The 23,481-nt window shown below is 64.2% G+C and carries 21 protein-coding genes; 7 read left to right on the top strand and 14 right to left on the bottom strand.

Translation table 11 applies throughout. From position 1 onward, the window contains the following. Positions 1-5: 5 nt before the first annotated feature. Entirely contained in the window at positions 6-452 is a 447-nt protein-coding gene (locus LPJ38_RS17255) for a hypothetical protein (RefSeq protein ID WP_145628054.1), read from the bottom strand. Positions 453-1,128: 676 nt separating this feature from the next. On the opposite strand from LPJ38_RS17255, the gene LPJ38_RS38305 reads away from it, so the two are divergent. Continuing rightward, positions 1,129-1,245 carry a Spy/CpxP family protein refolding chaperone gene (locus LPJ38_RS38305; protein ID WP_145628364.1) on the top strand — a complete coding sequence of 39 codons (117 nt, stop codon included), beginning with the start codon at positions 1,129-1,131 and terminating at the stop codon, positions 1,243-1,245. A 64-nt stretch (positions 1,246-1,309) separates the two neighbouring features. Here the strand turns inward: LPJ38_RS38305 and LPJ38_RS17250 are convergent, their stop codons facing one another. From LPJ38_RS17250 to LPJ38_RS17210, 9 genes are all read right to left on the bottom strand, one after another. Further along, entirely contained in the window at positions 1,310-2,173 is an 864-nt protein-coding gene (locus LPJ38_RS17250) for a sugar phosphate isomerase/epimerase family protein (protein WP_145628056.1), read from the bottom strand. Further along, a complete protein-coding gene (locus LPJ38_RS17245; RefSeq protein WP_145628057.1) occupies positions 2,173-3,363 on the bottom strand; it encodes a dihydrodipicolinate synthase family protein in 1,191 nt (396 codons plus the stop codon). Before LPJ38_RS17245 ends, LPJ38_RS17250 begins: the two co-directional genes overlap by 1 nt. A gap of 136 nt (positions 3,364-3,499) precedes the next feature. After that, positions 3,500-4,651: a Gfo/Idh/MocA family protein gene (locus tag LPJ38_RS17240; protein WP_145628059.1), complete on the bottom strand. Its 1,152-nt coding sequence runs from the start codon at positions 4,649-4,651 to the stop codon at positions 3,500-3,502. After that, on the bottom strand, positions 4,648-6,045 hold the full coding sequence (locus LPJ38_RS17235) for an enolase-like domain-containing protein (RefSeq protein WP_145628061.1): 1,398 nt from the start codon (positions 6,043-6,045) through the stop codon (positions 4,648-4,650). The genes LPJ38_RS17240 and LPJ38_RS17235 overlap by 4 nt, the downstream gene beginning before the upstream one ends. A 131-nt stretch (positions 6,046-6,176) precedes the next feature. Then, complete coding sequence (locus LPJ38_RS17230) at positions 6,177-7,007, bottom strand: ABC transporter ATP-binding protein (RefSeq protein WP_167520215.1); 831 nt, start codon at positions 7,005-7,007, stop codon at positions 6,177-6,179. Positions 7,008-7,021: 14 nt separating this feature from the next. Further along, positions 7,022-8,014: an ABC transporter substrate-binding protein gene (locus LPJ38_RS17225; RefSeq protein ID WP_167520203.1), complete on the bottom strand. Its 993-nt coding sequence runs from the start codon at positions 8,012-8,014 to the stop codon at positions 7,022-7,024. A gap of 57 nt (positions 8,015-8,071) precedes the next feature. Further along, complete coding sequence (locus LPJ38_RS17220; protein ID WP_061849030.1) at positions 8,072-8,881, bottom strand: ABC transporter permease; 810 nt, start codon at positions 8,879-8,881, stop codon at positions 8,072-8,074. Positions 8,882-9,321: 440 nt separating this feature from the next. Next, positions 9,322-9,981 carry a TetR/AcrR family transcriptional regulator gene (locus tag LPJ38_RS17215; RefSeq protein ID WP_145628067.1) on the bottom strand — a complete coding sequence of 220 codons (660 nt, stop codon included), beginning with the start codon at positions 9,979-9,981 and terminating at the stop codon, positions 9,322-9,324. A gap of 203 nt (positions 9,982-10,184) precedes the next feature. Next, entirely contained in the window at positions 10,185-11,033 is an 849-nt protein-coding gene (locus LPJ38_RS17210; RefSeq protein ID WP_145628069.1) for a VOC family protein, read from the bottom strand. Between the two features lie 221 nt (positions 11,034-11,254). Here LPJ38_RS17210 and LPJ38_RS17205 point away from each other — a divergent pair, with 221 nt between their 5' ends. After that, the gene (locus LPJ38_RS17205; protein ID WP_145628071.1) at positions 11,255-12,148 is read left to right on the top strand and encodes a sugar kinase; all 894 of its coding nucleotides are present in this window, start codon (positions 11,255-11,257) and stop codon (positions 12,146-12,148) included. Positions 12,149-12,154: 6 nt separating this feature from the next. Continuing rightward, complete coding sequence (gene rbsK / locus LPJ38_RS17200; protein WP_145628073.1) at positions 12,155-13,072, top strand: ribokinase; 918 nt, start codon at positions 12,155-12,157, stop codon at positions 13,070-13,072. On the opposite strand, the gene LPJ38_RS17195 is transcribed toward rbsK, so the two are convergent. Further along, positions 13,073-14,293 (bottom strand): NAD(P)/FAD-dependent oxidoreductase, encoded by a 1,221-nt coding sequence (locus tag LPJ38_RS17195; RefSeq protein WP_145628075.1) that lies wholly within the window; start codon positions 14,291-14,293, stop codon positions 13,073-13,075. Positions 14,294-14,566: 273 nt separating this feature from the next. Here LPJ38_RS17195 and LPJ38_RS17190 point away from each other — a divergent pair, with 273 nt between their 5' ends. Next, positions 14,567-15,361, top strand: a complete 795-nt coding sequence (locus LPJ38_RS17190) for an enoyl-CoA hydratase/isomerase family protein (protein WP_145628076.1) — start codon at positions 14,567-14,569, stop codon at positions 15,359-15,361. A gap of 12 nt (positions 15,362-15,373) precedes the next feature. Here the strand turns inward: LPJ38_RS17190 and LPJ38_RS17185 are convergent, their stop codons facing one another. Then, entirely contained in the window at positions 15,374-17,092 is a 1,719-nt protein-coding gene (locus LPJ38_RS17185; RefSeq protein WP_145628078.1) for an IlvD/Edd family dehydratase, read from the bottom strand. A 442-nt stretch (positions 17,093-17,534) separates the two neighbouring features. Here LPJ38_RS17185 and LPJ38_RS17175 point away from each other — a divergent pair, with 442 nt between their 5' ends. Next, positions 17,535-18,464, top strand: a complete 930-nt coding sequence (locus LPJ38_RS17175; protein ID WP_145628080.1) for a hypothetical protein — start codon at positions 17,535-17,537, stop codon at positions 18,462-18,464. A gap of 314 nt (positions 18,465-18,778) precedes the next feature. Beyond that, the gene (locus tag LPJ38_RS17170) at positions 18,779-19,702 is read left to right on the top strand and encodes a DUF6662 family protein (RefSeq protein ID WP_145628082.1); all 924 of its coding nucleotides are present in this window, start codon (positions 18,779-18,781) and stop codon (positions 19,700-19,702) included. Positions 19,703-19,881: 179 nt separating this feature from the next. On the opposite strand, the gene LPJ38_RS17165 is transcribed toward LPJ38_RS17170, so the two are convergent. Beyond that, a complete protein-coding gene (locus LPJ38_RS17165) occupies positions 19,882-20,706 on the bottom strand; it encodes an NAD-dependent epimerase/dehydratase family protein (RefSeq protein ID WP_145628086.1) in 825 nt (274 codons plus the stop codon). A gap of 90 nt (positions 20,707-20,796) precedes the next feature. On the opposite strand from LPJ38_RS17165, the gene LPJ38_RS17160 reads away from it, so the two are divergent. Further along, positions 20,797-21,774: an SMP-30/gluconolactonase/LRE family protein gene (locus LPJ38_RS17160; RefSeq protein ID WP_145628088.1), complete on the top strand. Its 978-nt coding sequence runs from the start codon at positions 20,797-20,799 to the stop codon at positions 21,772-21,774. Between the two features lie 196 nt (positions 21,775-21,970). On the opposite strand, the gene LPJ38_RS17155 is transcribed toward LPJ38_RS17160, so the two are convergent. Next, positions 21,971-23,401 carry an aldehyde dehydrogenase family protein gene (locus LPJ38_RS17155; RefSeq protein WP_145628090.1) on the bottom strand — a complete coding sequence of 477 codons (1,431 nt, stop codon included), beginning with the start codon at positions 23,399-23,401 and terminating at the stop codon, positions 21,971-21,973. Positions 23,402-23,481: the final 80 nt, after the last annotated feature.

The raw sequence follows: 23,481 nt of genomic DNA, 5'->3' as shown, positions 1-23,481 counted from the left end.
GCGGCCTACTTCCGATTAAACACCTCCGTACACCACGCCTGCTGATCTTCGGGCTTTCCTACAAATGCACACTCAAATGGACCGCCTGTTATGCCAGCAAACTTTCCGGTTCCCTTGACGATGTTCTCGCCTGTTGCCTTGCCATCGGGCGTGGCCACGATGGTAAAGGTTCCCTTCAGTTGGTCGTCGCCGGCACCCCAAGTGAGTTCGCCCTCACCCTTGCCGCTCTCTTGCACAAGATTGTAGGTCCCAGACGCAGGTGCCCTGTGCAAAGGGCCGCTGCCGGCGTCGTTGAACGTGATCCCCCACAGAGTGCCGTAGGCAACACCTTTGTCCACGCGTTCTTGAATTAGTTTCCACCCGCTGTGGATTTTGATCGCTCCCGCGTCCTCAGCCAATGCAGGCACTACCAAACCGGCGGCGAACATCGACGCAAAAAGGAACCTACACATCTTAGTATCTCCTCTTTGGATTTGGCTGCATCAACGCCATGCACTTGAAAGACCGACTTCGCGATATCCAGGCCGATTGTCGCACTGGAACGGGAGAGCGTTACGGTAAGGCGTCGTCCGTCTCGACCTGACTATCGCCCGCGACCAAGATGGTGATCGTCTTCTGGATCTCGTTCCGCGCAAACCCAATCGTGCCGCTCGGCCTGACGCCGCCGGCGAAGTCATCGGGCTGAGCGCCGGTGACAGTATAGTTTACTGAAGCGGCCTCCGGACGGCCCGCTGGTGACTGTGAACGTGAAAGCGGTCGTGCCGTTATCGTCCTCCTGCTTGACGGGGTCCTGAGACGCAATGGCCAAGGTCGGGGTTGCGTTGGACGGACGCGGCAATAACGTCTCCATGATTCAAATTTCGGGTAAGCCCTTCGGCCGCTCACCATAAAATTACGAGGCGGCAAACGAAATCTATGGAAGGATGTATTACTTGCGTGAGCATGAGCAGACATCGTCAGGCTGGGCCGGCATGTCTAAAACGGGCGAAGTGGCGAGATTGACTCGGTCGCCAGAAAGTAAAGCCCTGCCGAGGAGGTAATCGCGACCTCCCCTCAAGTCATGTTTGACGAGATCATACTGCCGAAACGCCAGGCACAAGAAACGTTAGGTCGACTTCGGGGCAAAAGCTGCCGTGGCTGACGGCCGCCAAGCTGGTCGAACCCGCTCTCGACGGGTTCTATGCCACGCTGAGCAGCGAGCAGAAGGCGCGCTTCAACACGCTGCAACAGGCCGCGAGCCCGTGAGAACGGCACGCGTCGGAGTTAATGCGCGACATCGCGCTTTCGCTGCACCTTCCCGGACCATGCTCTACACCACCGTCTTATGCCGCGTGATGCAGGTGCGGAGCACCTCGTCCATCGACCTGCCCCACCAGTCGTTGGAGAAGATCTCGATCTCGGAGTAGCCGGCAAAGCCCTGCGCTTCGACCGCTTGGCGCACCGATTTGATGTCGATGACGCCGTCGCCCATCATGCCGCGGTCGTTGAGGATGTCCTTGGTCGGCACCAGCCAGTCGCAGACATGGAACGCGAGCAGGCGATCCTTGCCGGCGCGCACAATCTGGCCCATCAGCTCGGGGTCCCACCAGATGTGATAGACGTCGAGCGCGACGCCGAGCATGCCGGTGCGAACAGGGTCGAGCCGGTCGCAGATGTCGAGCGCCTGCTTCGTGGTGTTCACACAGGCGCGGTCGGCCGCATAGGCCGGATGCAAGGGCTCGATGGCGAGCGGCAGCTTGGCCTGTTTGGCGTAATCGAGCATTTCGGCGAGCGCGTCCTCGACCTGCCCGCGCGCCGCTGCGATGTCCTTCGAGGTCTCGCTGCCGGGCCGCGAATATTGCGGTAGGCCGCCGACGACGAGGACGATGCAGGGCGCGCCCAGCGCCTTGGCTTCGTCGACGCAGCGCCTGTTGTCGTCGCGCACCTCGCCCCGGCGCGAAGCGTCCGAGGTGAACATCCCGCCGCGGCAATAGCCGGACAGCTCAACGCCGGCGTCGCGCACCGCACGCACCGCGCGGTCGAGACCGACGGTTGCGACCTGGTCGCGCCAGGGATCGATGGCGCGAATGCCGTGCCTGGCGCAGGCATCGATGATTTGAACTAGGTCCCCCTGCTTGCGGACGGTCGCCGTGTTCAGCGACAGCCAGCGGTGGTTGGACGAGAAGTCGCGCATCAGGATTCGACACCGTGGGTGGCGAGCACGGTCTTCATCCGCTGCGTCGCGAGTTCAGGATTGGCAAGCAGGCCGGCCTTGTCGGCCAGACGAAACAGCTCGGCGAGGTGCAGGGTGGAGCGGGTGCTCTCCTGTCCCCCGACCATGGTGAAATGGTCCTGGTGACCGTTGAGATAGGCCATGAACACCACGCCGGTCTTGTAGAACCGGGTCGGCGCCTTGAAAATGTGACGCGACAGCGGCACCGTCGGCCCCAGCACGTCGTGGAAGCCGGCCTCGTCCCCGGCCGCCAGCCGCGACAGCGCGTAGGACGCCGCCGGCGCGATGGCATCGAAGATGCCGAGCAGCGCATGCGAAAAGCCCTGTTCGTCGCCGGCGATCAGCTCCGCATAATTGAAGTCGTCGCCGGTATACATCTTGATGCGCGTGTCGAGGCGGCGGCGCATGTCGATCTCGCGCTGCTTGTCCAGCAGCGAGACCTTGACGCCGTCGACCTTGGCGGCATTGCCGCTGATGATGGCAACGGCCGTATCCATCGCCTTGTCGAGGTCTTTGGTGCCCCAATAGCCCGTCAGCGCCGGGTCGAACATGTCGCCGAGCCAGTGGATGATCACGGGCTCGCGGACCTGCGACAGCACGCGGTCATAGACCTTGGCGTAATCGTCCGCGTTGCGGCCGAGCTTGGCCAGCGCGCGCGACGCCATCAGGATGATGCGGCCGCCGACCTTCTCCACCGCCGAAATCTGCTCCTCATAGGCGCGGATCACGTCGTCCAGGCTCCTGGCGTCCTCGACCGCGAGATGGTCGGTGCCGGCGCCGGAGAACACCAGCGCGTTGCGGCGCTTGGCAGCGGCGACCGAGCGCGTGATCAGCTCCAGCGATGTCGGCCAGTCCAGGCCCATGCCGCGCTGTGCGGTGTCCATGGCTTCGGCAACGCCGAGGCCGAGATCCCAGACATGCTCGCGGAACGCGATGGTCTTGTCCCAGTCGACCGCGACCGAGAGCCAGGGATCGTTGTCGGCGAAGGGATCGGCGACGGTGTGCACGGCCGAGAATGCGATGCGGTTGAGCGGTCCCTCGAGCTTTGCCGGGAACGTGCGCGAGGCAGCTAACCGGTAGGTCTCGATCGAGCGATCGGCCTTGGGCAGCTTGAGCGACAATGACGACATGGGTTGGACTGGCTTGTTCATGACTTCAGACCTCTCCCCGTCATTGCGAGCGAAGCGAAGCAATCCAGGATGCCTCCGCGGCAACAGTCTGGATTGCTTCGTCGCTTCGCTCCTCGCAATGACGGTTTGGTAAACATCGGGGCTTATCCAATCAACCTCAGGCCTTGATCGGGGCGACGTCGATCCAGCGGCGCTCCTTCCAGCTCTTCAGCGCGCATTCGGCGAGCTGCACGCCCTTGGCGCCTTCGAGCAGCGTGAACTTGTAAGGGGCATTCTCGTAGACGTGACGAATGAACATCTCCCACTGCTCCTTAAAGCCGTTGTCGTAGGTGACGTTGTCGGGCAGCTTCTGCCAATCGCCGTAGAAATCGTGCAGCCGCTTCTCGTCGGGATTCCAGACCGGACGCGGCGTCGCCTGCCGCGCCTGGATCACGCAGTCGGAAAGACCCGCGACCGCCGAGCCGAGCGTGCCGTCGACCTGGAAGGTGACGAGGTCGTCGCGATAGACGCGCGTCACCCAGGACATGTTGATATGGGCGATGATGCCCCCTTCGAGCTGGAACGTCGCGTAGGCGGAATCATCCGCGGTCGCCTTGTACTTCTTTCCCTGTTCGTCATAGCGCTCGGGAATGTCGGTGTTGCCGATGCAGCTTACGCTCTGGACGTTGCCGAAGAGGTTGTCGAGCACGTAGCGCCAGTGGCAGACCATGTCCAAGATGATGCCGCCGCCGTCCTCGTCGCGGTAATTCCAGGATGGCCGCTGCGCCTCCTGCCAGCCGCCCTCGAACACCCAATAACCGAACTCGCCGCGCACCGAGAGGATGCGGCCGAAGAAGCCGGAATCGCGCAGGAAGGCGATTTTCTTCAGGCCGGGCAGGAACAGCTTGTCCTGCACCGTGCCGTGCTTGACGCCCTTGGAATTCGCAAGCTTCACGACCTCGACGGCTTCCTCGAAATTCGTCGCGATCGGCTTCTCGCAATAGACGTGCTTGCCGGCGTTGATGGCCTGGGTGAGAAGACCGGGACGCGCCTGCGTGGTCGCCGCGTCGAAGAACATGGTGTCGTTCTTGTCGGCGAGCGCGGCATCGAGGTCGGTGGTCCAGCGCGTGATGTTGAAGCGCTGGGCGAGCGCCTCGACCTTGTCGGCGCTGCGGCCGACCAGGATGGGATCGGGCATGACGCGGTCGCCGTTCTTCAGGCGGACCCCGCCCTGGTCGCGGATCCCGACAATGGAGCGGATCAGATGCTGGTTGAGCCCCATGCGGCCGGTGACGCCGTTCATGATGAGGCCGAGGCGTTGGGTGGTCATGCCAGTTGCTCCTGAAGTGATGTTGGCCGTTCGAGCGGACGAAGCGCCGACCAGTCCGGATGGACCGACGTCGCAAAGCCCACTGTGTTGAGCGATCCCGTCAGGAGATCGCCGTCGTGAATCTTGAGGCGGATGCCCTGCCCGTCATCGGTGTAGAGATCCGGATGCGCGACTGCGAAGGCCGCAGCTTCCGCGGCAGGCGTGTCGCCGAAGCCGTCGACATAATGATGGCCGTTGCGCTCGGCATGGGTCACGCCGATGAAGGCGCCGAGCGCGAGGTCCTGCTGCACGGCGAGGCCGGCCTGGCAGGTGAGGTCCTCGCCGGTCACGAAGAAGCTCTCCCCTTCCGCGCTCCATTTCGCCGCGCGCGTCGCATTGACGATCGACTTATAGAGGCCCTTGCACGATTTCGAGGAGATGCCGTGATAGCCGAGTGCCCGCGCCGCCGGAAAAGCATCGTAGGAATCGTCGGCTTCGTCGATGATGAAGCCGTGCCCGGCCAAAGCGCCGAGCGGCGATTGCCGCGTGATGTCGCGCGGCATCGGCTGCTCGACATAGAGCAGGCGCGTGGCGATCGGGAGCAGCGCGGCGTCACGATCGAGCCGGCCCATGAGTGACTGCAACGCGGCGAGGTCGGCATATTGCTCGTTGGCGTCGAGCGTCACTTTGACGTCGCGCCCAAGCGTGTCGAGCTCCTCGCCGATACGTGCGAGCCGCGTCGCATCGGCAGTGGGATCGCCCGACAGCTTGAGCTTGAAGTAACGTGCACCGGCGTTTTCGCGTGGGTCGGCAACGCCGCCCGTGCCTTCTACGGTATCATCGAGGCCGACGGTATGCCTGATGGCAACGCGCTCCAGCGGCACCCGGCCGGAGAGAAATGTCCTGATGTCCCTCTCGCTCAGGTCAGGTGACAGCCGCGCATCGACGCCCGCGATGTTGGCAGCCGTTCCGTCGAAGAAATTGGTCTCGGCGGCGCGCAGCAGCGCATCGAGGATCGCCTTGTCGATCTCAGCCGGGCCGTAAGCCGCTGCGAGCGGCGGAATGTTCTTCTTCGCACAGGTCGCGACCTGGGCACCGAGGCACGAGGCGTGCAGACCGAACGCGGTCTGATATCCGGTGCGCGCCAGATAGAGCCCGCGCGCGATGTCGAGCGACCACCGCAAGCCGTCCACCGTCTGCGCCGGCGACAGCTCCGGCCGCTTGTCGAACCATTTCGGCACCAGCAGCTCGGCGCTCGCGCCGATCGCGACACCCCGGCCCTCGACCTCGATCTCGACCCGCACGAACAGCTGCGGCGTGGCGTTGATCGTGATTGCGCCAAAGCGGAACGGCCGCGCGAACTGCACGGGACGTTCGAAGAAGTCGATGTCTCGCAGCTTCAGGCGCACGGACATAGTCCTATGAAGGTCGTCATGCCCGGGCTTGTCCCGGGCATCCACGTTCTTTGTTGCACGGAGCAAGACGTGGATGGCCGGGTCAAGCCCGGCCATGACGCTCTAAAATTTCGAGCTAGCTCCATCGCCCTCTAATCCAATGCACCTTGCGAGAAGAAATGCTTGCGGATGCGTTGCACGAGCTCGGTGAAGACGGGATCGGCCATCACGTCGAGCGAGCGCGGGCGCGGCAGCGGCACGTCGTAGATCGCGGCGATCGCGCCGGGGCGCTCGGTCATGACCAGCACGCGGTCGGCCAGGAAGACGGCTTCGGGAATCGAATGCGTGATCAAGAGCACCGTCTTCTTCGTCTCGCGCTGGATCCGCATCAATTCGACATTCATGCGCTCGCGCGTGAGTGCATCGAGGGCGCCGAACGGCTCGTCCATCAGCATGATCTTGGGATCGTGCACCAGCGCGCGGCAGATCGAGGCGCGCTGCTGCATGCCGCCGGAGAGCTGCCAGGGCAGTTTCTTCTCGAAGCCTTCGAGCCCGACCAGCTTCAACAGCTCCTTGGCGCGGGGGAGATACTTGTCCCGGGCCAGGCGCTTCATGTCGATCGGCAGCATCACGTTGTTGAGGATGTTGCGCCAAGGCAGCAGCAAAGCGTTCTGGAACACGATGCCGACATTGCCGTGCGGCGTCGTCACCTTGTCGCCCTCGACCAGGATCTCGCCCGTGGTCGGCGGCAGCAGGCCCGAGATCAGCTTGAGCAGCGTGGACTTGCCGCAGCCGCTCGGACCGACCACGACGAAGAACTCGCCGTCGTTGATGTGGAAGTCGAGCGGACGCAGCGACGGCACGTCGCCGTCGCGTGTCCGGTACGTCTTCGACACGCCCGACAGCTTGATGCCCGACGCATCGCCGGCAGCCCGGCCGCTCACCAGTCTCAGATGCGCGGCCGGCTGCGCGGTTTCGTTCATGACAGTCGCAGGTTTCACGAGCCGCTCTTCGGCAGATAGTCGTTGGTGTAGAAGGCCTTCGGGTTCTCCTTGGCCTTGGCATCGAGACCGCCATATTCGACCATCAGATTGACCGTTTCAGTCATGTTCTGGTCGGTGACCTGGAACGGCCGCTTGCTCTTGGTCTCCGCGGTCCGGTAGAGCGGAATGGTCAGCTCGAAACCCTGCGTCAGCGTATCGATCTTGCCGCCCTTGGGGTTGGCATCGAGGATCGCCTGCGCCGCGGCCTTGGGCTCCTTCTCGGCAGCTTCGACCGCCTTCGTCGTCGCCGACATGAAGCGGCGGACGAGATCGGCATTGGCCTTCACATAGTCGGTGTTGGCGATGATGCCTGAGGACACCATGTTGATGCCGTAGTCGGCGAACTTGATCGGATAGACGTCCTTGCCGGTGGCGTCCTTGATCTTCATCGACTGGTCCATGACGTAGCCGAGCAGCAGATCGGCCTGGCCGTTGATGACGGCGTTGAGCTTGGTCTGGCCGTCGCCGGCAACGGTCTTGAAGTCGCTTTCCTTGAGGCCGGTCTTCTTCAGGAACAACGGCCAGATCTGGGTCATGGAATCGGCCGGCGTGATCGCCACCGTCTTGCCCTTGATGTCCTCGGGCTTCCTGATGTTCTTGTCGGCGAAGCCCATGGCGGACATCGGCGACGTCTGGAGCAGCACGCCGGTGGCAACCACGGGCGCACCCTTGATCGCGGCGCGCATCATGGTGGGCACGTCGACATAGCCGAAGTCCGCGGTCTTGGCGGCGACGGCCTGCGTGGTCGCGGCCGAGCCGCGGCCTTCCTGTATCTCGAGATCGATGCCTTCGGATGCGTAGATGCCCTTGGCCTTGCCGTAATAGAACGGCCCGTGCTCGCCATAGACGTACCAGTTCAGCATCAGCACGACCTTGTCGGCCGCCTGCGCCGGCATGGCCGCGAAGCTCATCAGCACCGCCGAGACAGCCCCTATCCACCGCTTCATCGTCACTCTCCCTTTGCCATTGTTGTGTCGGCCGTTGATGGCCGTTCGTTGCTGCAGTTAAGAGGCGAAAATCACGTCCTCGCGCTGGCTGACGTGCCAGGGAATGACCAGCTTCTCGATCCGGTCGACGACCCAGAACAGCACCACGCCGAGCAGTGCGAGGATCACCAGCGCTGCGAACATGGTCGGCAGGTCGAACGTGCCGATCGAGCGCTGCATCACGTAGCCGATGCCGGAATTGGAGCCGACGAACTCGCCGACGACGGCGCCGACCACGGCCAGCGTCACCGACACTTTCAGCCCTGAGAAGATCGCCGGCAGCGCATGCGGCAGGTTCACCGCGCGAAACACCTGAAAGCGGCTGCCCTGCATGGCGCGGGCGAGATCGACCATGTCAGGATCGACCGATTTGAAGCCCTGCACGGCGGAGACCACCACGGGAAAGAAGCCGAGCAGGAACGCCGAGATCACCTTGGGAATGATGCCGAAGCCGAACCAGACCACGAACAGCGGCGCGATGGCGATCTTCGGCACGGATTGCGAGAACACCAGCAGCGGATAGACGTAGCTCTCCACGGTCTTGGAGCCCGCGATTAGCATCGCCACGGGAATGCCGAACAGCGCCGAGAGCAGGAAGCCGCAGACGGTCGCATAGGTCGTCGGCCAGGACTGGCGCAGCAGCTCCGGCCATTCGGTGCGAAGCACGGCGACGACATCGAGCGGCGACGGGATCTGGTAGGCGGGGATCTTGAACAGCCGGATCGCGAGATCCCAGGCGACGACGATGAAGACCAGGAACAAGAACGGCCGAACCCAGGCTGCATTCAGCAGCTTGGAAACAGCGTTTTGCGGCTTGGGCTCGGCCAATTTTCACTCCCGGCAGTCTTCTTCGTTGTGGGGAGAAATTAACTCGTTGGATAAATACTGTCCAGAGCTTTCCCTGTGGCGTTTTGCGGCGCCGGTTCCGGGGGCTTTTTGGGGACGGGACTATCGCCTCCGTGTCCCGGACGCGCTGCAACGCGAAAGCGTTGCTGCGCAGAGCCGGGACCCAAGAGCCGCGGACTCCGTGGCGCGATGGGCCCCGGCTCTGCAGCGCACCGCAAGAGCGCTGCGCTGCGTCCAGGGCGAGACCGCGCCAAGATCAACGACGTCGTCCCCGCGAAGAGAAATGCAAATCGCGCCTAGCCCCGGTGTCATTCCCCGCGAAAGCAGGGAATCCAGTACGGCGCGGCTTCTCCGTATCCCACTGGCGTCTCTGGAATACTGGATCGCCCGATCAAGTCGGGCGATGACAGCGGAGAGTTTGGCTACACCGCCTGCGCCACCGCACTGCGCGCCTTCGGCGCTTTCGCGATCTCGAACAGCGCCATCGACTGCCCTGTCAAGGCGGCCAGCACGAGGCCGACCATGTGGGCGAGGCGCTCGTCCTTGGCGTCCTTGGCGAGCAGGTCGCGGCCGAAGATCACGCTGAGCGTCGCCGAGTTCGAGAGGTAGAAGAAGCAGAGGCCCGCGATCGAGATGTAGAGCTGCACCGGATCGACTGCGACCTGGAAGTCGCCGCTGTCGACGCCGCGGCGCACCACGGTGCGGATCATCTCGACGAAGGGCGAGTGCATCGACTTGACCTTGGTCGATTTCTTCAGGTGCTTGGCGCGCGCGAGGTTCTCGGTCTGGAGCAGCGACAGGAATTCAGGATTGCGCAGGAAGTAGTTCCAGGTGAACTCGATCAGCCGCCTGATCGCCTCAGGCGGCTCGAGATGTTCGAGATCGAGCCCCCGCTCCTCGCTGCGGATCTTGTCATAGGCGCCTTCGAGCACCGCGAGATAGAGCTCGTCCTTGTTGCCGACGTGATAATAAAGCATGCGCTTGTTGGCGCCGGCCTTCGCCGCGATGCGGTCGACGCGTGCGCCCGCCAGGCCATGGGCGGAAAACTCCTGCTTGGCGGCTTCGAGAATGCGCAGCCGCATCCCCTCCGGGTCACGCTGCCATTTCAGAGTTCGCTTTGCTATCGCTTTAGCCAACTGTCGCTCGCTGGGTGGTGTCGATACGCGTGTAACACGCTCCCGCCGTCATTGCGAGGAGCGAAGCGACGAAGCAATCCAGACTACCACCGCGGAGAAACTCTGGATTGCTTCGCTTCGCTCGCAATGACGCGGCAAAGAACGGAGCCTCAATCCACCGGCTTCGGCGAGCGCTCCAGCAGCACCGTCGGGATGCCGCAGGTGCCGCTGCGCACGGTCATGATGCGCGTGCCCGGCTTGCGGCCGTTGCGGACTTCGGAGACGTCGAGTCCGGCAGCGATCAGGCGGGCGCGGGTGGCGTCGATGTCGGCGACACGCCAGCTCAGACCCCAGAGGCGGTCATGCGCGAGGTCGCCGCCCGCCACCGGCCGGCGCACCACCTCGACGATGAGGTCGCCGCAACGGAAGAACATCAGCTGGCCCCAATCCTGGTGCGAGCGATCGAGCGCCAGATCGAGCCCGAGCCGCGCGCCATAGAGCGCGGCGGCACGATCGGAATCTTCGGTCGTGACCACGACATGGTCGAGCGCCTCGATCGGCGCGATATCGGTTGTGACCGATTTGGGACGCTCGTCGGCGAGCTCGAGGAAGAACATGCGCACGCCACGCGTGAGCTCCGTGGCCGCACGCGCGCGCTTCCAGTGCAGCACGGCCTCGGTAGCCGCATCGCTGCTTTCGACCTCGGCGATCGGGTCCGGCCTCAAGGCCACGCGATCCAGCCGGCGATGCATCTTGCCGATGTCTGCGACACGAAAGCACAGGCTGGCGAGCACGCCGTCCTGGTCGTCGAGCAGCGCGCGCATGCGGTCGGCGGTGACGCTGAAACCGCTCGGCGCCATCAGCTCGATCGTCATGTTGTCGAGGGTGAACAGCGCCCGGTCGGCGCCCTCGCCGGAGTTCTGCCAGGCCGGCGCGCGAGCGAGCAGCGTCTGGTAGGCCGCCCTGGCTGCACCGATATCCCGGACCAGAACGACGACGTGATCGAGGCCGGTGATCATCTCTTCCCCCTTGATCGACCCTTGATTGAGTCGGGAACCCCTCAGGCCAAAGACGGCGTTTGTCCGGGCTTGGCATTAGCCTGCCATGGTCGTATTCCGGCAATATGCTGACCTCAAGCGCTTCGGGGCGGTTTTGCGGATAATTTCAGCGTCCCTCCGGAGCGGAACCGGTGTTAGAGTAATTCCGCCCGCCGGGACCACCAGCGCATCACGGACAAGCAATGCAGGCTCTCTTCATCGGACAGACCTATATCGACGTCGTCTTCATCACCGACCATATGCCGACCGGCGACGAGAAGCACGTGGCGTCGGACTACGCGGTCTCCTTCGGCGGCAACGCGGTGACGGCGGCGTTCTGCTGCGCCAAGCTCGGCATCGTGCCCGACCTGATCGCGACGGCGGCCAATGACTGGCTGGGCCGCATGTTCCAGGACATGTGCGCGAAATACGCGATCTCGCTGCACGGGCGGAAGGTCAACCAGTCCTCGCTCTCCTTCATCATGCCCAAGGACGGCAAGCGCGCCATCGTCCGCTGCCGCGACGACGAGCACATCCATCCGTTCCCGATGCTCAATCTCGGCGGCTGCCGCGCGCTGCATGTCGACGGCCACCAGCCGGATGCCGCGATCCACTACGCCAAGGTCTGCCGCGAGGCCGGTATCCTGACCTCGCTCGACGGCGGCGGCCTGCGCACCAACACGCATGAGCTCTTGGAATTCATCGACGTTGCAATCGTGGCAGAGCGGCTGTGCGAGCAGATGGATCTGACACCGGAGAAGATGCTCGACTACCTCAAGGGCCGCGGCTGCAAGATCGGCGGCGTCACCATGGGCGAGAAGGGCCTCTTCTGGTACGACGAAACCGGGACCGTGCAGGTGATGCCGGCGATGCCGATCCCGCGCGAGCGGGTGATCGACACCAACGGCGCCGGCGACGTCTTCCATGGCGCCTATGTCTATTCCTACCTGGCCCATCCCGGCAAAAGCTGGCGCGAACATTTCGATTTTGCCCGCGCCGCCTCGACCTTCAAGATCCAGCGCCTCGGCAACGAGGCCGGCCTGCCGACGCTGGTCGACATCGCCAAGGTCAGGCACGAGTTCGAGGTCAGGGTCTAGAGTCAGATGGGGCGCGTCTTCGTCGCCGGCAGCATCAACATGGATGTGGTGGCGACGGCCGATCGCCATCCGCGCGTCGGCGAGACCGTGGCGGGCAAGCAGGTGCTGTATTTCCCGGGCGGCAAGGGCGCCAACCAGGCGGTCGCAGCGGCGCGCCTCGGCGCTGCGACCACGCTGATCGGCAGGCTGGGCAAGGATTCGTTCGGGGCCGAGCTGAGGACGTTCCTGGGCGACCAGGGCATCGAGCTCAGCTACGTCCAAGAGACGACTGACGCCCACACCGGCACCGCGATCATCACGGTCGCCGACGCCGACAATACCATCGTCGTCATTCCCGGCAGCAACGCGCTTCTCAGCGCGGACGATGTCGGCGTCGTCCCGCTCGTGAAGGGCGACGTCGCCGTCAGCCAGTTCGAGATTCCGCTGCCGGCGATCGCTGCCTTCTTTCAGCGCGCGCGTGCGGCTAGCGCGACGACGCTGCTCAACCCGGCGCCGGCACAAAGCATCTCCGGCGAACTGCTGGCGCTGGTCGACATCCTCGTGCTGAACGAAACCGAGCTCGGCTTCCTCGCCAATGTGGAGCTCTCGGAGAGCGATGAGACCGCACGGATCATTGACGTCGCGCGACAACTTCAGGCGCGCGAGGACCAGGCCATCTGCGTCACGCTCGGCAGGCGCGGCGTGCTGGCGCTGGCCGGGCGCGAGCAGATTGTCGTGCAGGGACGCGCGGTGAAGGCGGTCGACACCACCGGCGCCGGCGATTGCTTCGTCGGCGCGCTCGCAGCTCAATTGGCCGAGGGTGCGGCCTTGCGTGCCGCCCTCGCCTTCGCCAACGCCGCCGCATCGATCAGCGTGCAGCGCATGGGCGCGGGGCCGTCGATGCCGACGGCCGCGGAAGTGGCTGCCGTCCTCAAGAACGGCTGATCACGCCAGCGCGCTCTTCAGGTCAAAGCTCTCGTCGGCGGCCTGCTCGGGCGTGATCGAACGGTCCATCGCCTGCAAGCGGCGGCCGAACATGTGGTCGCCGGCGCGGTTGATCGACTCGATGCCGAGCAGCCTGTCGCCCTTGTAGCAGAATACCGAGAACGCCTTCCTGGCGGGATCACCACGCAGCACGACGCGATCGTAGCCGGTAGTAAGGCCCGCGATCTGCAGCTTGTCGTCGCCCTGGTCGCTCCAGAACCAGGGATGGCTGTCATATGGCTTTCTGTCGCCGGTCAGCCGGGCCGCGAGGCAGCGGGCGTGATCGGTGGCGTTCTGCACCGATTCCAGCCGCTGCGATCCGCCGAAGCGCGGGCTGGCGAACAGCGCGCAATCGCCGATCGCGGAAATGTCGGGATCGGCGGTGGAGAGATATTCGTCGACGATGATACCGGCGGCGACCGGGAGTCCAGCGTCCGCGGCAAGCTCGATGTTCGGCAGCACGCCGACGCCGACCACGACGAGGTCGGCGGGCAGATGCCGCCCGTCGCTCAAGGACACGCCCGTGACCTTGCCGCCCTCGGCTTCGATCGAGGTGGCCTGGACGCCGAGATGGATGCGGATGCCGGCCTCGCGATGGCGTTCTTGAAAGTACTCCGAGACCTCCGCCGTCACCGCACGTGCCATCACGCGCGGGGCAAGCTCGAGCACGTCGACCTCAAGCCCCTTGATCCGCGCGGTGGACGCGAATTCGAGGCCGATGAAGCCGGCGCCGATGATCACCGCACGCTTCTTCGACGGCATGATCTGCCTGAGCGACTCGCTGTCGTCGAGGATGCGCAGATATTTCACGTCGGCCAGGTTGGCGTTGGGCAGGTCGAGCAGCCGGTTGCGCGCGCCCGTCGCCAGCACGAGGTGGCCGTAAGGCAGCGCCTCGCCGGATGCGAGCAACAGCTTGTGCGCCGCGCGATCAATCGACACGGCACGGCCCGCGATCAGTTCGATGGTCTGATCCTGATAGAACTTCTCGGGGCGGAACATCAGGCTCTCTGGCCCCGCCGAGCCCTTGATGTAAGCCTTGGACAGCGGCGGCCGCTGATACGGCAGATGCGCCTCGTCATTGATCAGGCAGACGCGCCCGGAAAACCCCGCCTGACGCAGGGAAGCCGCAACCTGGTAGCCGCCATGGCCGGCACCGACGATGATCACCGGACCACCCGTCATCGGACAGCCCACTTTCGCAAGACACGAGCGTGACCCATGTCGTCTCCTCTCACGCTGATTTTGGTTTGCTGGCCTTTTGGAGGAGCCGGCGCTCGTGTCCGTCCCTTGGCGAAGGCGGCCCCATTTGAGCCTATCGTTCGGCCCAGTGCAAGAGCGGCCGGGGCACTGGCGGCCCGGGGCACTGACGGCCTGGGCACTGACGGCACGGGGATTGTCACCCCTCGCCTTCTGCGATTTAGTTGCGGCAGCAAACCTCATGCCGGGGATTTCAATATGCCAGCGCCCGTCTCGAAGCCCGACGATCCCGCCCTGCTGCGGATCGACGGCCCGATCGCAACCATCACGCTCAACCGCCCCGCCGCCTACAACTCGATCAATCTCGCGATCGCGCAGAAGCTCGAGCAGCTCGCGATCGCGCTCGAAGGCGACGACAGCATCCGCGTTGTCGTGCTCGAAGGCGAAGGCCGCGCCTTCTCGGCCGGCGGCGATCTGCAGACGATCGGGGCCGCCGCCGAGGCAGGCACGGTGACACCTGTGGTCGGCGAGCTGCTGAAGCACTATCACGCCTTCATCGAGATCATCCGCCGCATGCCGAAGATCTCGCTGTCGAGCGTGCACGGCTCAGCTGCCGGCGCCGGCATGGGCCTCGCCTTCGTCACCGACCTCTGCATCGCCGCAGACGATGCCAAGTTCACGCCGGCCTATGCGAAGATCGGCGTGTCGCCGGACGGAGGCTCGACGGTCGGCATCGTCGGCACGGTCGGCTCCCGCCGCGCGCTGCAGATCTTCCTTGCCGAAGACAATTTCACCGCGCAGCAGGCCTATGAATGGGGCCTGGTCGCCAAGATCGTTCCCGCCGCGGAGCTGAAGTCAGCGACGCGGCAACTCGCCGAGCGTCTGGCACAGAATCCGCCGGCGGCGATCGCCGGCACCAAGCAGCTGGTCTATCAGGCTGCGACCACGCCGGTGAAGCAGCAGCTCGATGCCGAGGAGCACAAGATCATCATGGCGATGAACACGGAAGAGTTTCGCGCCGCCGTGAAGAAGTTCACCAGCAAGGGCAAATAGCGCCGCGGCCGCTCAGCCCTTCGCGGCGCCGGGCCCGGTCCGCTGCATGAAATCGAAGTCGCAGCCCTCGTCGGCCTGCATGATGGTCTCGTTGAACAGCCAGGCGTAGCCGCGCCGCGCCTCCTCGGCCGCAGCGGGAGGCTTCAGCGCGGCGCGGCGCCGCTCGAGCTCGGTGGCATCGACCAGCAGCTCGATGCTGCGCTTGGCCACATCGAGGCTGATCATGTCGCCGTTCTGCACCAGCGCCAACGGCCCGCCGACGGCGGATTCCGGCGTGATGTGCAGAACGATGGTGCCGAACGCGGTGCCGCTCATGCGCGCATCCGAGATGCGCACCATGTCCTTGGTGCCGCCGCGCGCGAGCTTTTTCGGGATCGGCAGATAGCCGGCTTCCGGCATGCCCGGCGCCCCCTTCGGGCCGGCATTGCGCAGCACCAGCACGTCGTCGGCGCTGACGTCGAGATCGGGGTCGTCGACCCGCAAGGTCATGTCCTCGACGGATTCGAACACGACGGCGCGCCCGGTATGCTGCAGCAGCTTCGGGCTCGCGGCCGATTGCTTGATCACGGCGCCGCGCGGAGCGAGATTGCCGTGCAGGACCGCGAGGCCGCCTTCCTTCTTGATCGGATTGTCGCGCGGGCGGATCGCGTCTTGGCCCGGCACGTCCTCCGCATTCGCCGCGATCTCGCGCAGTGTCTGGCCGGTGATGGTCTTCGCGTCGAGATCGACGAGATCGCCGAGCTGCGCCAGCAATTTCGGCACGCCGCCTGCGTGATGGAAATGCTCCATGTAATGCTCGCCGGACGGCTTCAGGTCGACCAGCACCGGCACCTCGCGGCCGATCTGGTCGAATTTTTTGAGATCGAGGCGATGCGGCGAGCGATGCGCCATCGCCGTGAGATGGATCAAGCCATTGGTCGAGCCGCCGATGGCCTGGAGCACGACCTGCGCGTTCCTGAACGAGGCCGGCGTCAGCACCTCGCTCGGCTTCGGCCCCTTCGCCTTCGCCATTTCGGCGGCTACCCTGCCGCTCGCCTCCGCCGAGCGAAAGCGCTCGGCGTGCGGCGCCGGGATCGTCGCGCTCATCGGCAGCGACAGGCCCATGGCTTCGATCATGCAGGCCATGGTCGAGGCGGTGCCCATCACCATGCAGGTGCCGACCGAGGGCGCCAGACGGCCGTTCACGGCTTCGATCTCGGCATCGTCTATGTCGCCAGCGCGATATTTCGCCCAGAGACGGCGGCAGTCGGTGCAGGCGCCCAGCACCTCGCCCTTGTGATGGCCGACCACCATGGGCCCAACCGGGATGACCACCGTCGGCAGATCGGCGCTGATCGCGGCCATCACCTGCGCCGGCAGCGTCTTGTCGCAGCCGCCGATGACGATCACCGCATCCATCGGCTGCGCGCGGATCATCTCCTCGGTGTCCATCGCCATCAGATTGCGCAGATACATCGAGGTCGGATGCGCAAAGCTTTCGGCGATCGAGATCGTCGGAAACACGAACGGCATCGCGCCGGACAGCATCACGCCGCGCTTGGCGGCCTCGATGATCTGCGGAACGTTGCCGTGGCAGGGATTGTAGTCGCTATAGGTGTTGGTGATGCCGACGATCGGACGCTCCAGCGCGTCGTCGGAATAGCCCATCGCCTTGATGAACGCCTTGCGCAGGAACAGCGAGAAGCCGGCATCGCCATAGCTCGTCAGACCCTTGCGCAAACCACTCGTCATCGTGCCGCTCCTTCCATGCTAACCATCGTGGTATCGCCCCAGGTCGGATTGTCAATAAGATCGATCTAACAGTCGCGTGCGCTACGGCACCCAGCGCGCTGCCTCGTGCGCCAAGCGCTGGCGGATGCTGAACGGCATCGTTCGCCGCGCGAAGAATGTCGTCGCGACCGTGCGGTTCTGCTCCGCGGACGAGGTACGCCAGATCTACGAGGCCGGGAGATGCTGGCGCGGCACTGCCAAACGCTCGTGCTCCGCCTGTTGGACCAGGATGAACACCTGCCGCGCACGATGGACCCGAGGGAACTCATCCGATTCAGCGGGTATCTTCTGGTAGATGTCGCTCAATCTCTCAACCGATTAACGGCTTATTAGAGGACTCTATTCCAAATGGTGTCTGCAACACACAACAACCATTCCGGGTTCCATTGCCCGGAGCAATCACATGAATTTACCTGGTTTCCTGATCGCAGCCGGCTTCGGCGCAGCTTTCTTCGCTGCAGAGTGTGTCTGGTATTACCAGCCTGCTTTCATCAACCCGGACGTCCTGCTCAGCACATTCTCGTCGGAACATTCGAAAGCCCGCGCAGCGGTCCGACATGCGCTGATCGATCCTGGAACAGCCACATTCGGCGCGTTGCATTCGGTCGAGGCCGGCGCAGCGAGGTATGTTTGCGGGGGTGTCAAGGCACGGGACAAGTCCGGCCAGTTCGTCGATGTCGCCTTCGTCTACACCGTGGCCATTGATTTTGCCCGCATCGATGACGATGGACGGGTGACGCATCAGCGTTCCGGATACAGGCCTTGCCCCACTGCAGACGATAAAGTCGCGCAACAGCGGCCGGTTCTGTCGCCCGGCGCGTCGTCGATCGTCAAGTCCGTTCAGAGTGTCGTCCCCGACGTGAAGACGTCGGTTGCACCCGCCCTGACGAAGCCGGCAGCCTCAACGGCGGGATCGTCATCCGGTGGCACGATGGAGCAGCAGGTCCGTGAACTGGCCGCCCGGACGGTGCCGTCTGATGGTGGAAATGGACAGGGAGCAAATCGGCTCGCTGCGCGCGAGGTCGCCAAGGAGAGCGAGTGGCGAGCCGATCGGCCTCCCGCCGCGTGGCCCACATTCGCTTCGGATCACGCCTTGGCGAGGCCAACCCGGAAGCGAACCCCATCGGAAGCTCTGGCCCTGGCGCAAGACGTCGAGGATCGCTGGAAGAAAGCAGAATCAGCGGCCGACGTCTCGATGCGCCCCTCACCGGCAGACATCGACGAGGCGTGCCGCGCGCTGCTCACGATCGATCCAAAGGACGCCCAATACCCAAACGCGTGGGCCGCCTTTGCGCGATTGCAGAGGATGAGTCGAGACGTCGCCAGAGGTTGATGCCCGGCGCCATCCCGTAGTTGCCGAGCGCGCAAGGTCGCGCAGCCACGTTTCGTGCTCCTCGAATCAAGTCGGCCCCGATCCCCTCGAATGTCTTGCCGCCGCGTGCCCGGACGCCCACGACGCGCTTGATGCGGGAACCCTGTCGCGCTGCCGCGACACTTGAACGCAACTAAGAATGATCCGCAATAATTGCATCGATGGCCGCTCCGTGAAATCCTTCTGCGAATGACTTGCATTTGCATGGGGCCGCGCTGCGACCGAGATTTTCAGTGCATGCGTGAAGGAGGGCCCGGTCGAGGGATTGATTGTTCGTGTTTGGAAAATTGAGCTTCCCGCGCGCCGCAGCGACGGCAACGATCATCTTGGCCAGTCAACTGGTGAGCTGCGTCTCGGCCTTCGCCGAGGGCAGGCCGAAACCAGCGCAAGGCCTGCCGCCAGCTCACGCTGAGATCGACACCGAACACATTTTTGGTTTCAGCATGGGCTCCGATATCGGCAAGAAGGGTGACATCGAGGTCGAGTTCGAGAATGTCGGCGCGTTTGGCAAGCGCTCCGGCTCATACGCAGCCTGGGCCAATCTCAACCAGGTCAAGTACACGGTGTCGGACAACTTCCGGATCGCACCCGGATTCTCGCTGAGCGGACAGCATATCAAGGGCGTTCCGGGACTCGCCGATCATCGGGATATCGCTTTCAGCGGCGGAGCGCTCGAGCTGCGCTACAAGCTGGTCGATCGCGCCGTCGCACCGTTCGGGTTGACCCTCCACGCGCAGCCGGGCTGGAGTAGAATCGACGACGGCAGCGGCATGCACATCGCACAATATGGCGGTGAGTTCGCCGCGCTGTTCGACAGCGAGCTGATCAAGGACAGGCTGTTTGCGGCCTTCAACGTCTGGTACGCGACCGGCGGAACGCGCGAGATCGCCACCAATCTGTGGCGGCACGATTCCGAGATGCAGCTCCAGTCCGCGATATCTTATGTATTGACGCCCGACCTCGTGCTCGGCCTCGGCATTCGCTACGCGCGGGCCTACGACGGTGGCGCGCTGAATCGCTACGTCGGCGATGCTGTCTTCGCGGGGCCCACCTTCTCCTACACCATCTCAAAGGACGTCGGCATCTCCGGCACCTGGCAGATGCAGGTTGCAGGCAGCGCCGTCGGCGACAGCCGCAGCCTCAACCTGGAGCAGTTCGAGCGCCATCAGGCGCTGTTGCGGATCAATCTGCATTTCTGAATGCTCCCTCGACGCGTCATTGCGAGCGCAGCGAAGCAATCCAGAATCTTTCCGCAGAGATATTCTGGATTGCTTCGTCGCAAGCGCTCCTCGCAATGATGGTTGTGAGGGGCCACGAGTCCAACTTTCACTCTCCTCACGGCGCAGCACCGCCGCTGCGACAGCTTGAGCTCCGAGGACTACCGCTTCTTCCAATCGATGATCCGGCTGGCGTCGCCATCGAACTCCATGCTGCAGAACGTGCCGCCCTGGAAATAGTCGCCGACCGGATCCGGCTTCAGCTTGGCCTGCTCGGCCATCGCGTGCTCGCGGAAATCCTCGGCGCGTCCCGTGGGGCGGTAGCCGAGTTCGTAGGCGCGATGGTTGTCCCACCACGCGCGCTCGTTGAATGAGGCGCCGTAGAAGACCTCGAAATGGATGTCGGGATGCTCGAGCCCGATGCGGCAGAGCTGCACGAGGTCGTCGGGCTTGAGCCAGATCGAGAGCCGGCGCTGGTCGAGCGGCATGTCGCCGAAATTGCCGATGCGCAGGCATGTCACCTTCATCCCGTGCTTGTCGGCGTAAAGCGCGCCGAGCGCCTCGCCGAACACCTTGCTGACGCCATAGCGGCCGTCGGGGCGCGGGGTAACGTCGGTGCCGATCTTGTGGTGGCGCGGATAGAAGCCGACGGCGTGGTTCGACGAGGCGAACACCACGCGCTTGACGCCCTTGCGGTACGCGGCTTCGAACAGATTGTAGCCGCCGATGATGTTGGCCTGGAGGATTTGATCCCAGGTGCCTTCGACCGAATAGCCACCGAAATGGAGGATGCCGTCGACGCCCTCGCAGATCGCCTCGCACTGCGCGAGATCGGCGAGGTCCGCCGCCTCGAACTTCTCGTTCGCGCCGAGATCGGCCGGCGGCCTGATGTCGGAGAGCAGGAGATCCGGATAGATCGGCGGCAGCAGTTTCCGCAGGCTCGTGCCGATTCCGCCCGAAGCTCCCGTCATCAGAATACACGGCATGTCTTTTCCTCACCTGTGGTGACCGATTTGCGGACACGTGTCTCTAATGATAGCTGGATTGTCCAGAGGGAACGAAACGAGAGAACCGACATGAATGAGGCATCGTCCGACTCCCAGGAACGTCCAGGCTGGCGGCCGGCGACCTATTACCCCGACCCCGCGATTAGGGCATTCGATCCCCGCTTCGAGAAATATTGGCTGAAGCTTTCGGCGGTAGAGCGGCTGGCGACTGGTCTGCGCTGGGCGGAGGGCCCCGTCTGGTTCGGCGACGGGCGCTACCTTCTGTGCAGCGACATCCCCAACCAGCGCATCATCAAATGGGAGGAGGAGACCGGCGCAGTCTCCGTATTCCGCAAGCCCTCCAATTTCGCCAACGGCAACACACGCGACCGCCAAGGCCGGCTGATCACCTGCGAGCATGGCGGCCGGCGCGTGACGCGCACCGAATATGACGGCAGCATCACCGTGCTGATGGATCAATTCAACGGCAAGCGGTTGAACTCGCCGAACGATGTCGTTGTCAAATCGGACGGCTCGATCTGGTTCACCGACCCGACCTTCGGCCTGCTCGGCAATTACGAGGGCTACAAGGCCGAACCCGAAATCGATCCCAACGTCTACCGACTCGATCCCGAGACCGGCAAGGCGACCATCGTCGCCGAGGGCGTGCGCGGACCCAACGGGTTGTGCTTCTCGCCGGACGAAAAGATCCTCTACGTCGTCGAATCCCGCGGCGTGCCGAACCGCAGGATCCTTGCCTATGACGTTTCGCCTGACGGCACCACGATTTCCAACAAGCGCGTCCACATCGATGCCGGTCCCGGCACGCCAGATGGCATGCGCTGCGACATCGACGGCAACCTCTGGTGCGGCTGGGGCATGGGCGATCCCGAGCTCGACGGCGTCGTGGTGTTCGCGCCCGACGGCGTCATGATCGGCCGCATTGCGCTACCCGAGCGCTGCGCGAACGTCTGCTTCGGCGGCGTCAAGCGCAACCGCCTGTTCATGGCCGCGAGCCAGTCGATCTACGCGCTGTATGTGAACACGCAGGGGGCGTTGGGCGGATAGCGCGCGGCAATGGAATGGTCTCGTAGGGTGGGCAAAGCGAAGCGTGCCCACCATGTCTTGCTTGGCTCGTGATGGTGGGCACGTCGCGCGAAGAACGCGTCTTTGCCCACCCTACGAGATCCCTCCTCGCAATGACGAAACGAAAAACGCCGGAGCGGTTGCCCGCGCCGGCGTCGTGTTCGTTCACGCGATAAGCTTACGCCGCGTTGAAGCCGGCGACGGCCTTCACTTCGAGGAAGTCCTCGAGGCCGTACTTGCCCCACTCGCGGCCGTTGCCCGACTGCTTGTAGCCGCCGAACGGCGCGGTGCGATCGTTCGGCACGCCCTGGAGATTGACGTTGCCGGCACGGATCTGGCGGCCGACGCGCTTGGCGTCCTCGACCGAAGGACCGTAGACATAGCCGGCAAGCCCATAGGGCGTGTCGTTGGCGATCTGCACGGCATCGGCTTCGTCCTTGGCGCCGATGATGGTCAGCACCGGCCCGAAGATCTCTTCTCGCGCGATCGTCATCTCAGGGGTGACGTCGGCGAAGATGGTCGGGCGGACATAGAAGCCCTTGTTGACGCCTTCGGGCAGACCGGGGCCACCGGCGACGAGCGTTGCACCCTCGTCGATGCCCTTCTTGATCAGGCCCTGAATCTTGTCCCACTGACCGCGGTTGACGACCGGGCCGATGGTGGTGCCTTCGCCGCGGGGATCACCGGCCTTGGTCTTGTCGGCGACGGCCTTCGCGATCGCGGCGACTTCCTTCATCTTCGAGAGCGGCACGATCATGCGCGAGGGCGCGTTGCAGGACTGGCCGGAGTTGTTGAACATGTGCATCACGCCGCCGGTCACCGCCTTCGTGAGGTCGGCGCCTTCGAGGATGACGTTCGGCGACTTGCCGCCGAGCTCCTGGCTGACGCGTTTCACGGTGGGCGCTGCGCGCTTGGCGACATCGATGCCGGCGCGGGTCGAGCCGGTGAACGAGATCATGTCAATGTCGGGATGCTCGCTCATGGCAGCGCCGACCTCGGGGCCGAGGCCGTTGACGAGGTTGAACACGCCCTTCGGCACGCCCGCTTCATGCAGGATCTCCGCGAAGATCAGCGCGGACGTCGGCGTGAACTCCGACGGCTTCAGGATCATGGTGCAGCCGGCGGCGAGCGCGGGCGCGACCTTGCAGGCGATCTGGTTGAGCGGCCAGTTCCAGGGCGTGATCATGCCGACCACGCCGATCGGCTCGCGCAGCACCATGGCGGTGCCGACCGGCTCCTCGAAATGATAGTTCTTGAGCACGTCGAGCGTGGTCATGAGATGGCCGAGGCCGGCGCCGGCCTGGAGCTTTTCCGCCATAGGCAGCGGCGCGCCCATCTCGTCGGAGACGGCCGCGCCGATCTCCTTGAGGCGGCCCTTGTAGATCTCGATCACCTTGGTGAGCAGCGCGACGCGCTCCTCGCGGCTGGTCTGGGAAAATGTCACAAAGGCGCGCTTGGCGGCGGCAACGGCCTTGTCCACGTCAGCCTTGGAGCCCAGCGCAACCTCGTACATCGCCTCTTCCGTCGCCGGATTGACCACGGCGGTGGACTTCTTGACGGCGGGATCGACCCAGGCGCCGTCGATGTAGAATTGCATGCGATTGACCATCGGTAACCTCTTCTTGGGGGCTTGGAGGGGGCGTTTCGGCAGGCATCCTTGCACGAAAGCGCCGGCAGTTGAACCCGCCA

The sequence above is a fragment of the Bradyrhizobium daqingense genome (assembly GCF_021044685.1).
In the GTDB taxonomy this organism is placed as follows: domain Bacteria; phylum Pseudomonadota; class Alphaproteobacteria; order Rhizobiales; family Xanthobacteraceae; genus Bradyrhizobium; species Bradyrhizobium daqingense.
Note: the sequence above shows the minus strand (reverse complement) of the source record. Positions and strands in the feature narration are given on the sequence as shown.

Bases quoted from the DNA above. Each gene is read 5' to 3' on its own strand.
- LPJ38_RS17155 (WP_145628090.1), bottom strand. From the start codon at position 23,401: ATGGTCAATCGCATGCAATTCTACATCGACGGCGCCTGGGTCGATCCC.
- LPJ38_RS17210 (WP_145628069.1), bottom strand. From the start codon at position 11,033: ATGATCACCGGCCTCGATCACGTCGTCGTTCTGGTCCGGGATATCGGT.
- LPJ38_RS17230 (WP_167520215.1), bottom strand. From the start codon at position 7,007: ATGAACGAAACCGCGCAGCCGGCCGCGCATCTGAGACTGGTGAGCGGC.
- LPJ38_RS17245 (WP_145628057.1), bottom strand. From the start codon at position 3,363: ATGAACAAGCCAGTCCAACCCATGTCGTCATTGTCGCTCAAGCTGCCC.
- LPJ38_RS17240 (WP_145628059.1), bottom strand. From the start codon at position 4,651: ATGACCACCCAACGCCTCGGCCTCATCATGAACGGCGTCACCGGCCGC.
- LPJ38_RS17190 (WP_145628076.1), top strand. From the start codon at position 14,567: ATGCCAGCGCCCGTCTCGAAGCCCGACGATCCCGCCCTGCTGCGGATC.
- rbsK (WP_145628073.1), top strand. From the start codon at position 12,155: ATGGGGCGCGTCTTCGTCGCCGGCAGCATCAACATGGATGTGGTGGCG.
- LPJ38_RS17255 (WP_145628054.1), bottom strand. From the start codon at position 452: ATGTGTAGGTTCCTTTTTGCGTCGATGTTCGCCGCCGGTTTGGTAGTG.
- LPJ38_RS17205 (WP_145628071.1), top strand. From the start codon at position 11,255: ATGCAGGCTCTCTTCATCGGACAGACCTATATCGACGTCGTCTTCATC.
- LPJ38_RS17165 (WP_145628086.1), bottom strand. From the start codon at position 20,706: ATGCCGTGTATTCTGATGACGGGAGCTTCGGGCGGAATCGGCACGAGC.
- LPJ38_RS17225 (WP_167520203.1), bottom strand. From the start codon at position 8,014: ATGAAGCGGTGGATAGGGGCTGTCTCGGCGGTGCTGATGAGCTTCGCG.
- LPJ38_RS17250 (WP_145628056.1), bottom strand. From the start codon at position 2,173: ATGCGCGACTTCTCGTCCAACCACCGCTGGCTGTCGCTGAACACGGCG.
- LPJ38_RS17215 (WP_145628067.1), bottom strand. From the start codon at position 9,981: ATGCGGCTGCGCATTCTCGAAGCCGCCAAGCAGGAGTTTTCCGCCCAT.
- LPJ38_RS17160 (WP_145628088.1), top strand. From the start codon at position 20,797: ATGAATGAGGCATCGTCCGACTCCCAGGAACGTCCAGGCTGGCGGCCG.
- LPJ38_RS17235 (WP_145628061.1), bottom strand. From the start codon at position 6,045: ATGTCCGTGCGCCTGAAGCTGCGAGACATCGACTTCTTCGAACGTCCC.
- LPJ38_RS17185 (WP_145628078.1), bottom strand. From the start codon at position 17,092: ATGACGAGTGGTTTGCGCAAGGGTCTGACGAGCTATGGCGATGCCGGC.
- LPJ38_RS17175 (WP_145628080.1), top strand. From the start codon at position 17,535: ATGAATTTACCTGGTTTCCTGATCGCAGCCGGCTTCGGCGCAGCTTTC.
- LPJ38_RS17195 (WP_145628075.1), bottom strand. From the start codon at position 14,293: ATGACGGGTGGTCCGGTGATCATCGTCGGTGCCGGCCATGGCGGCTAC.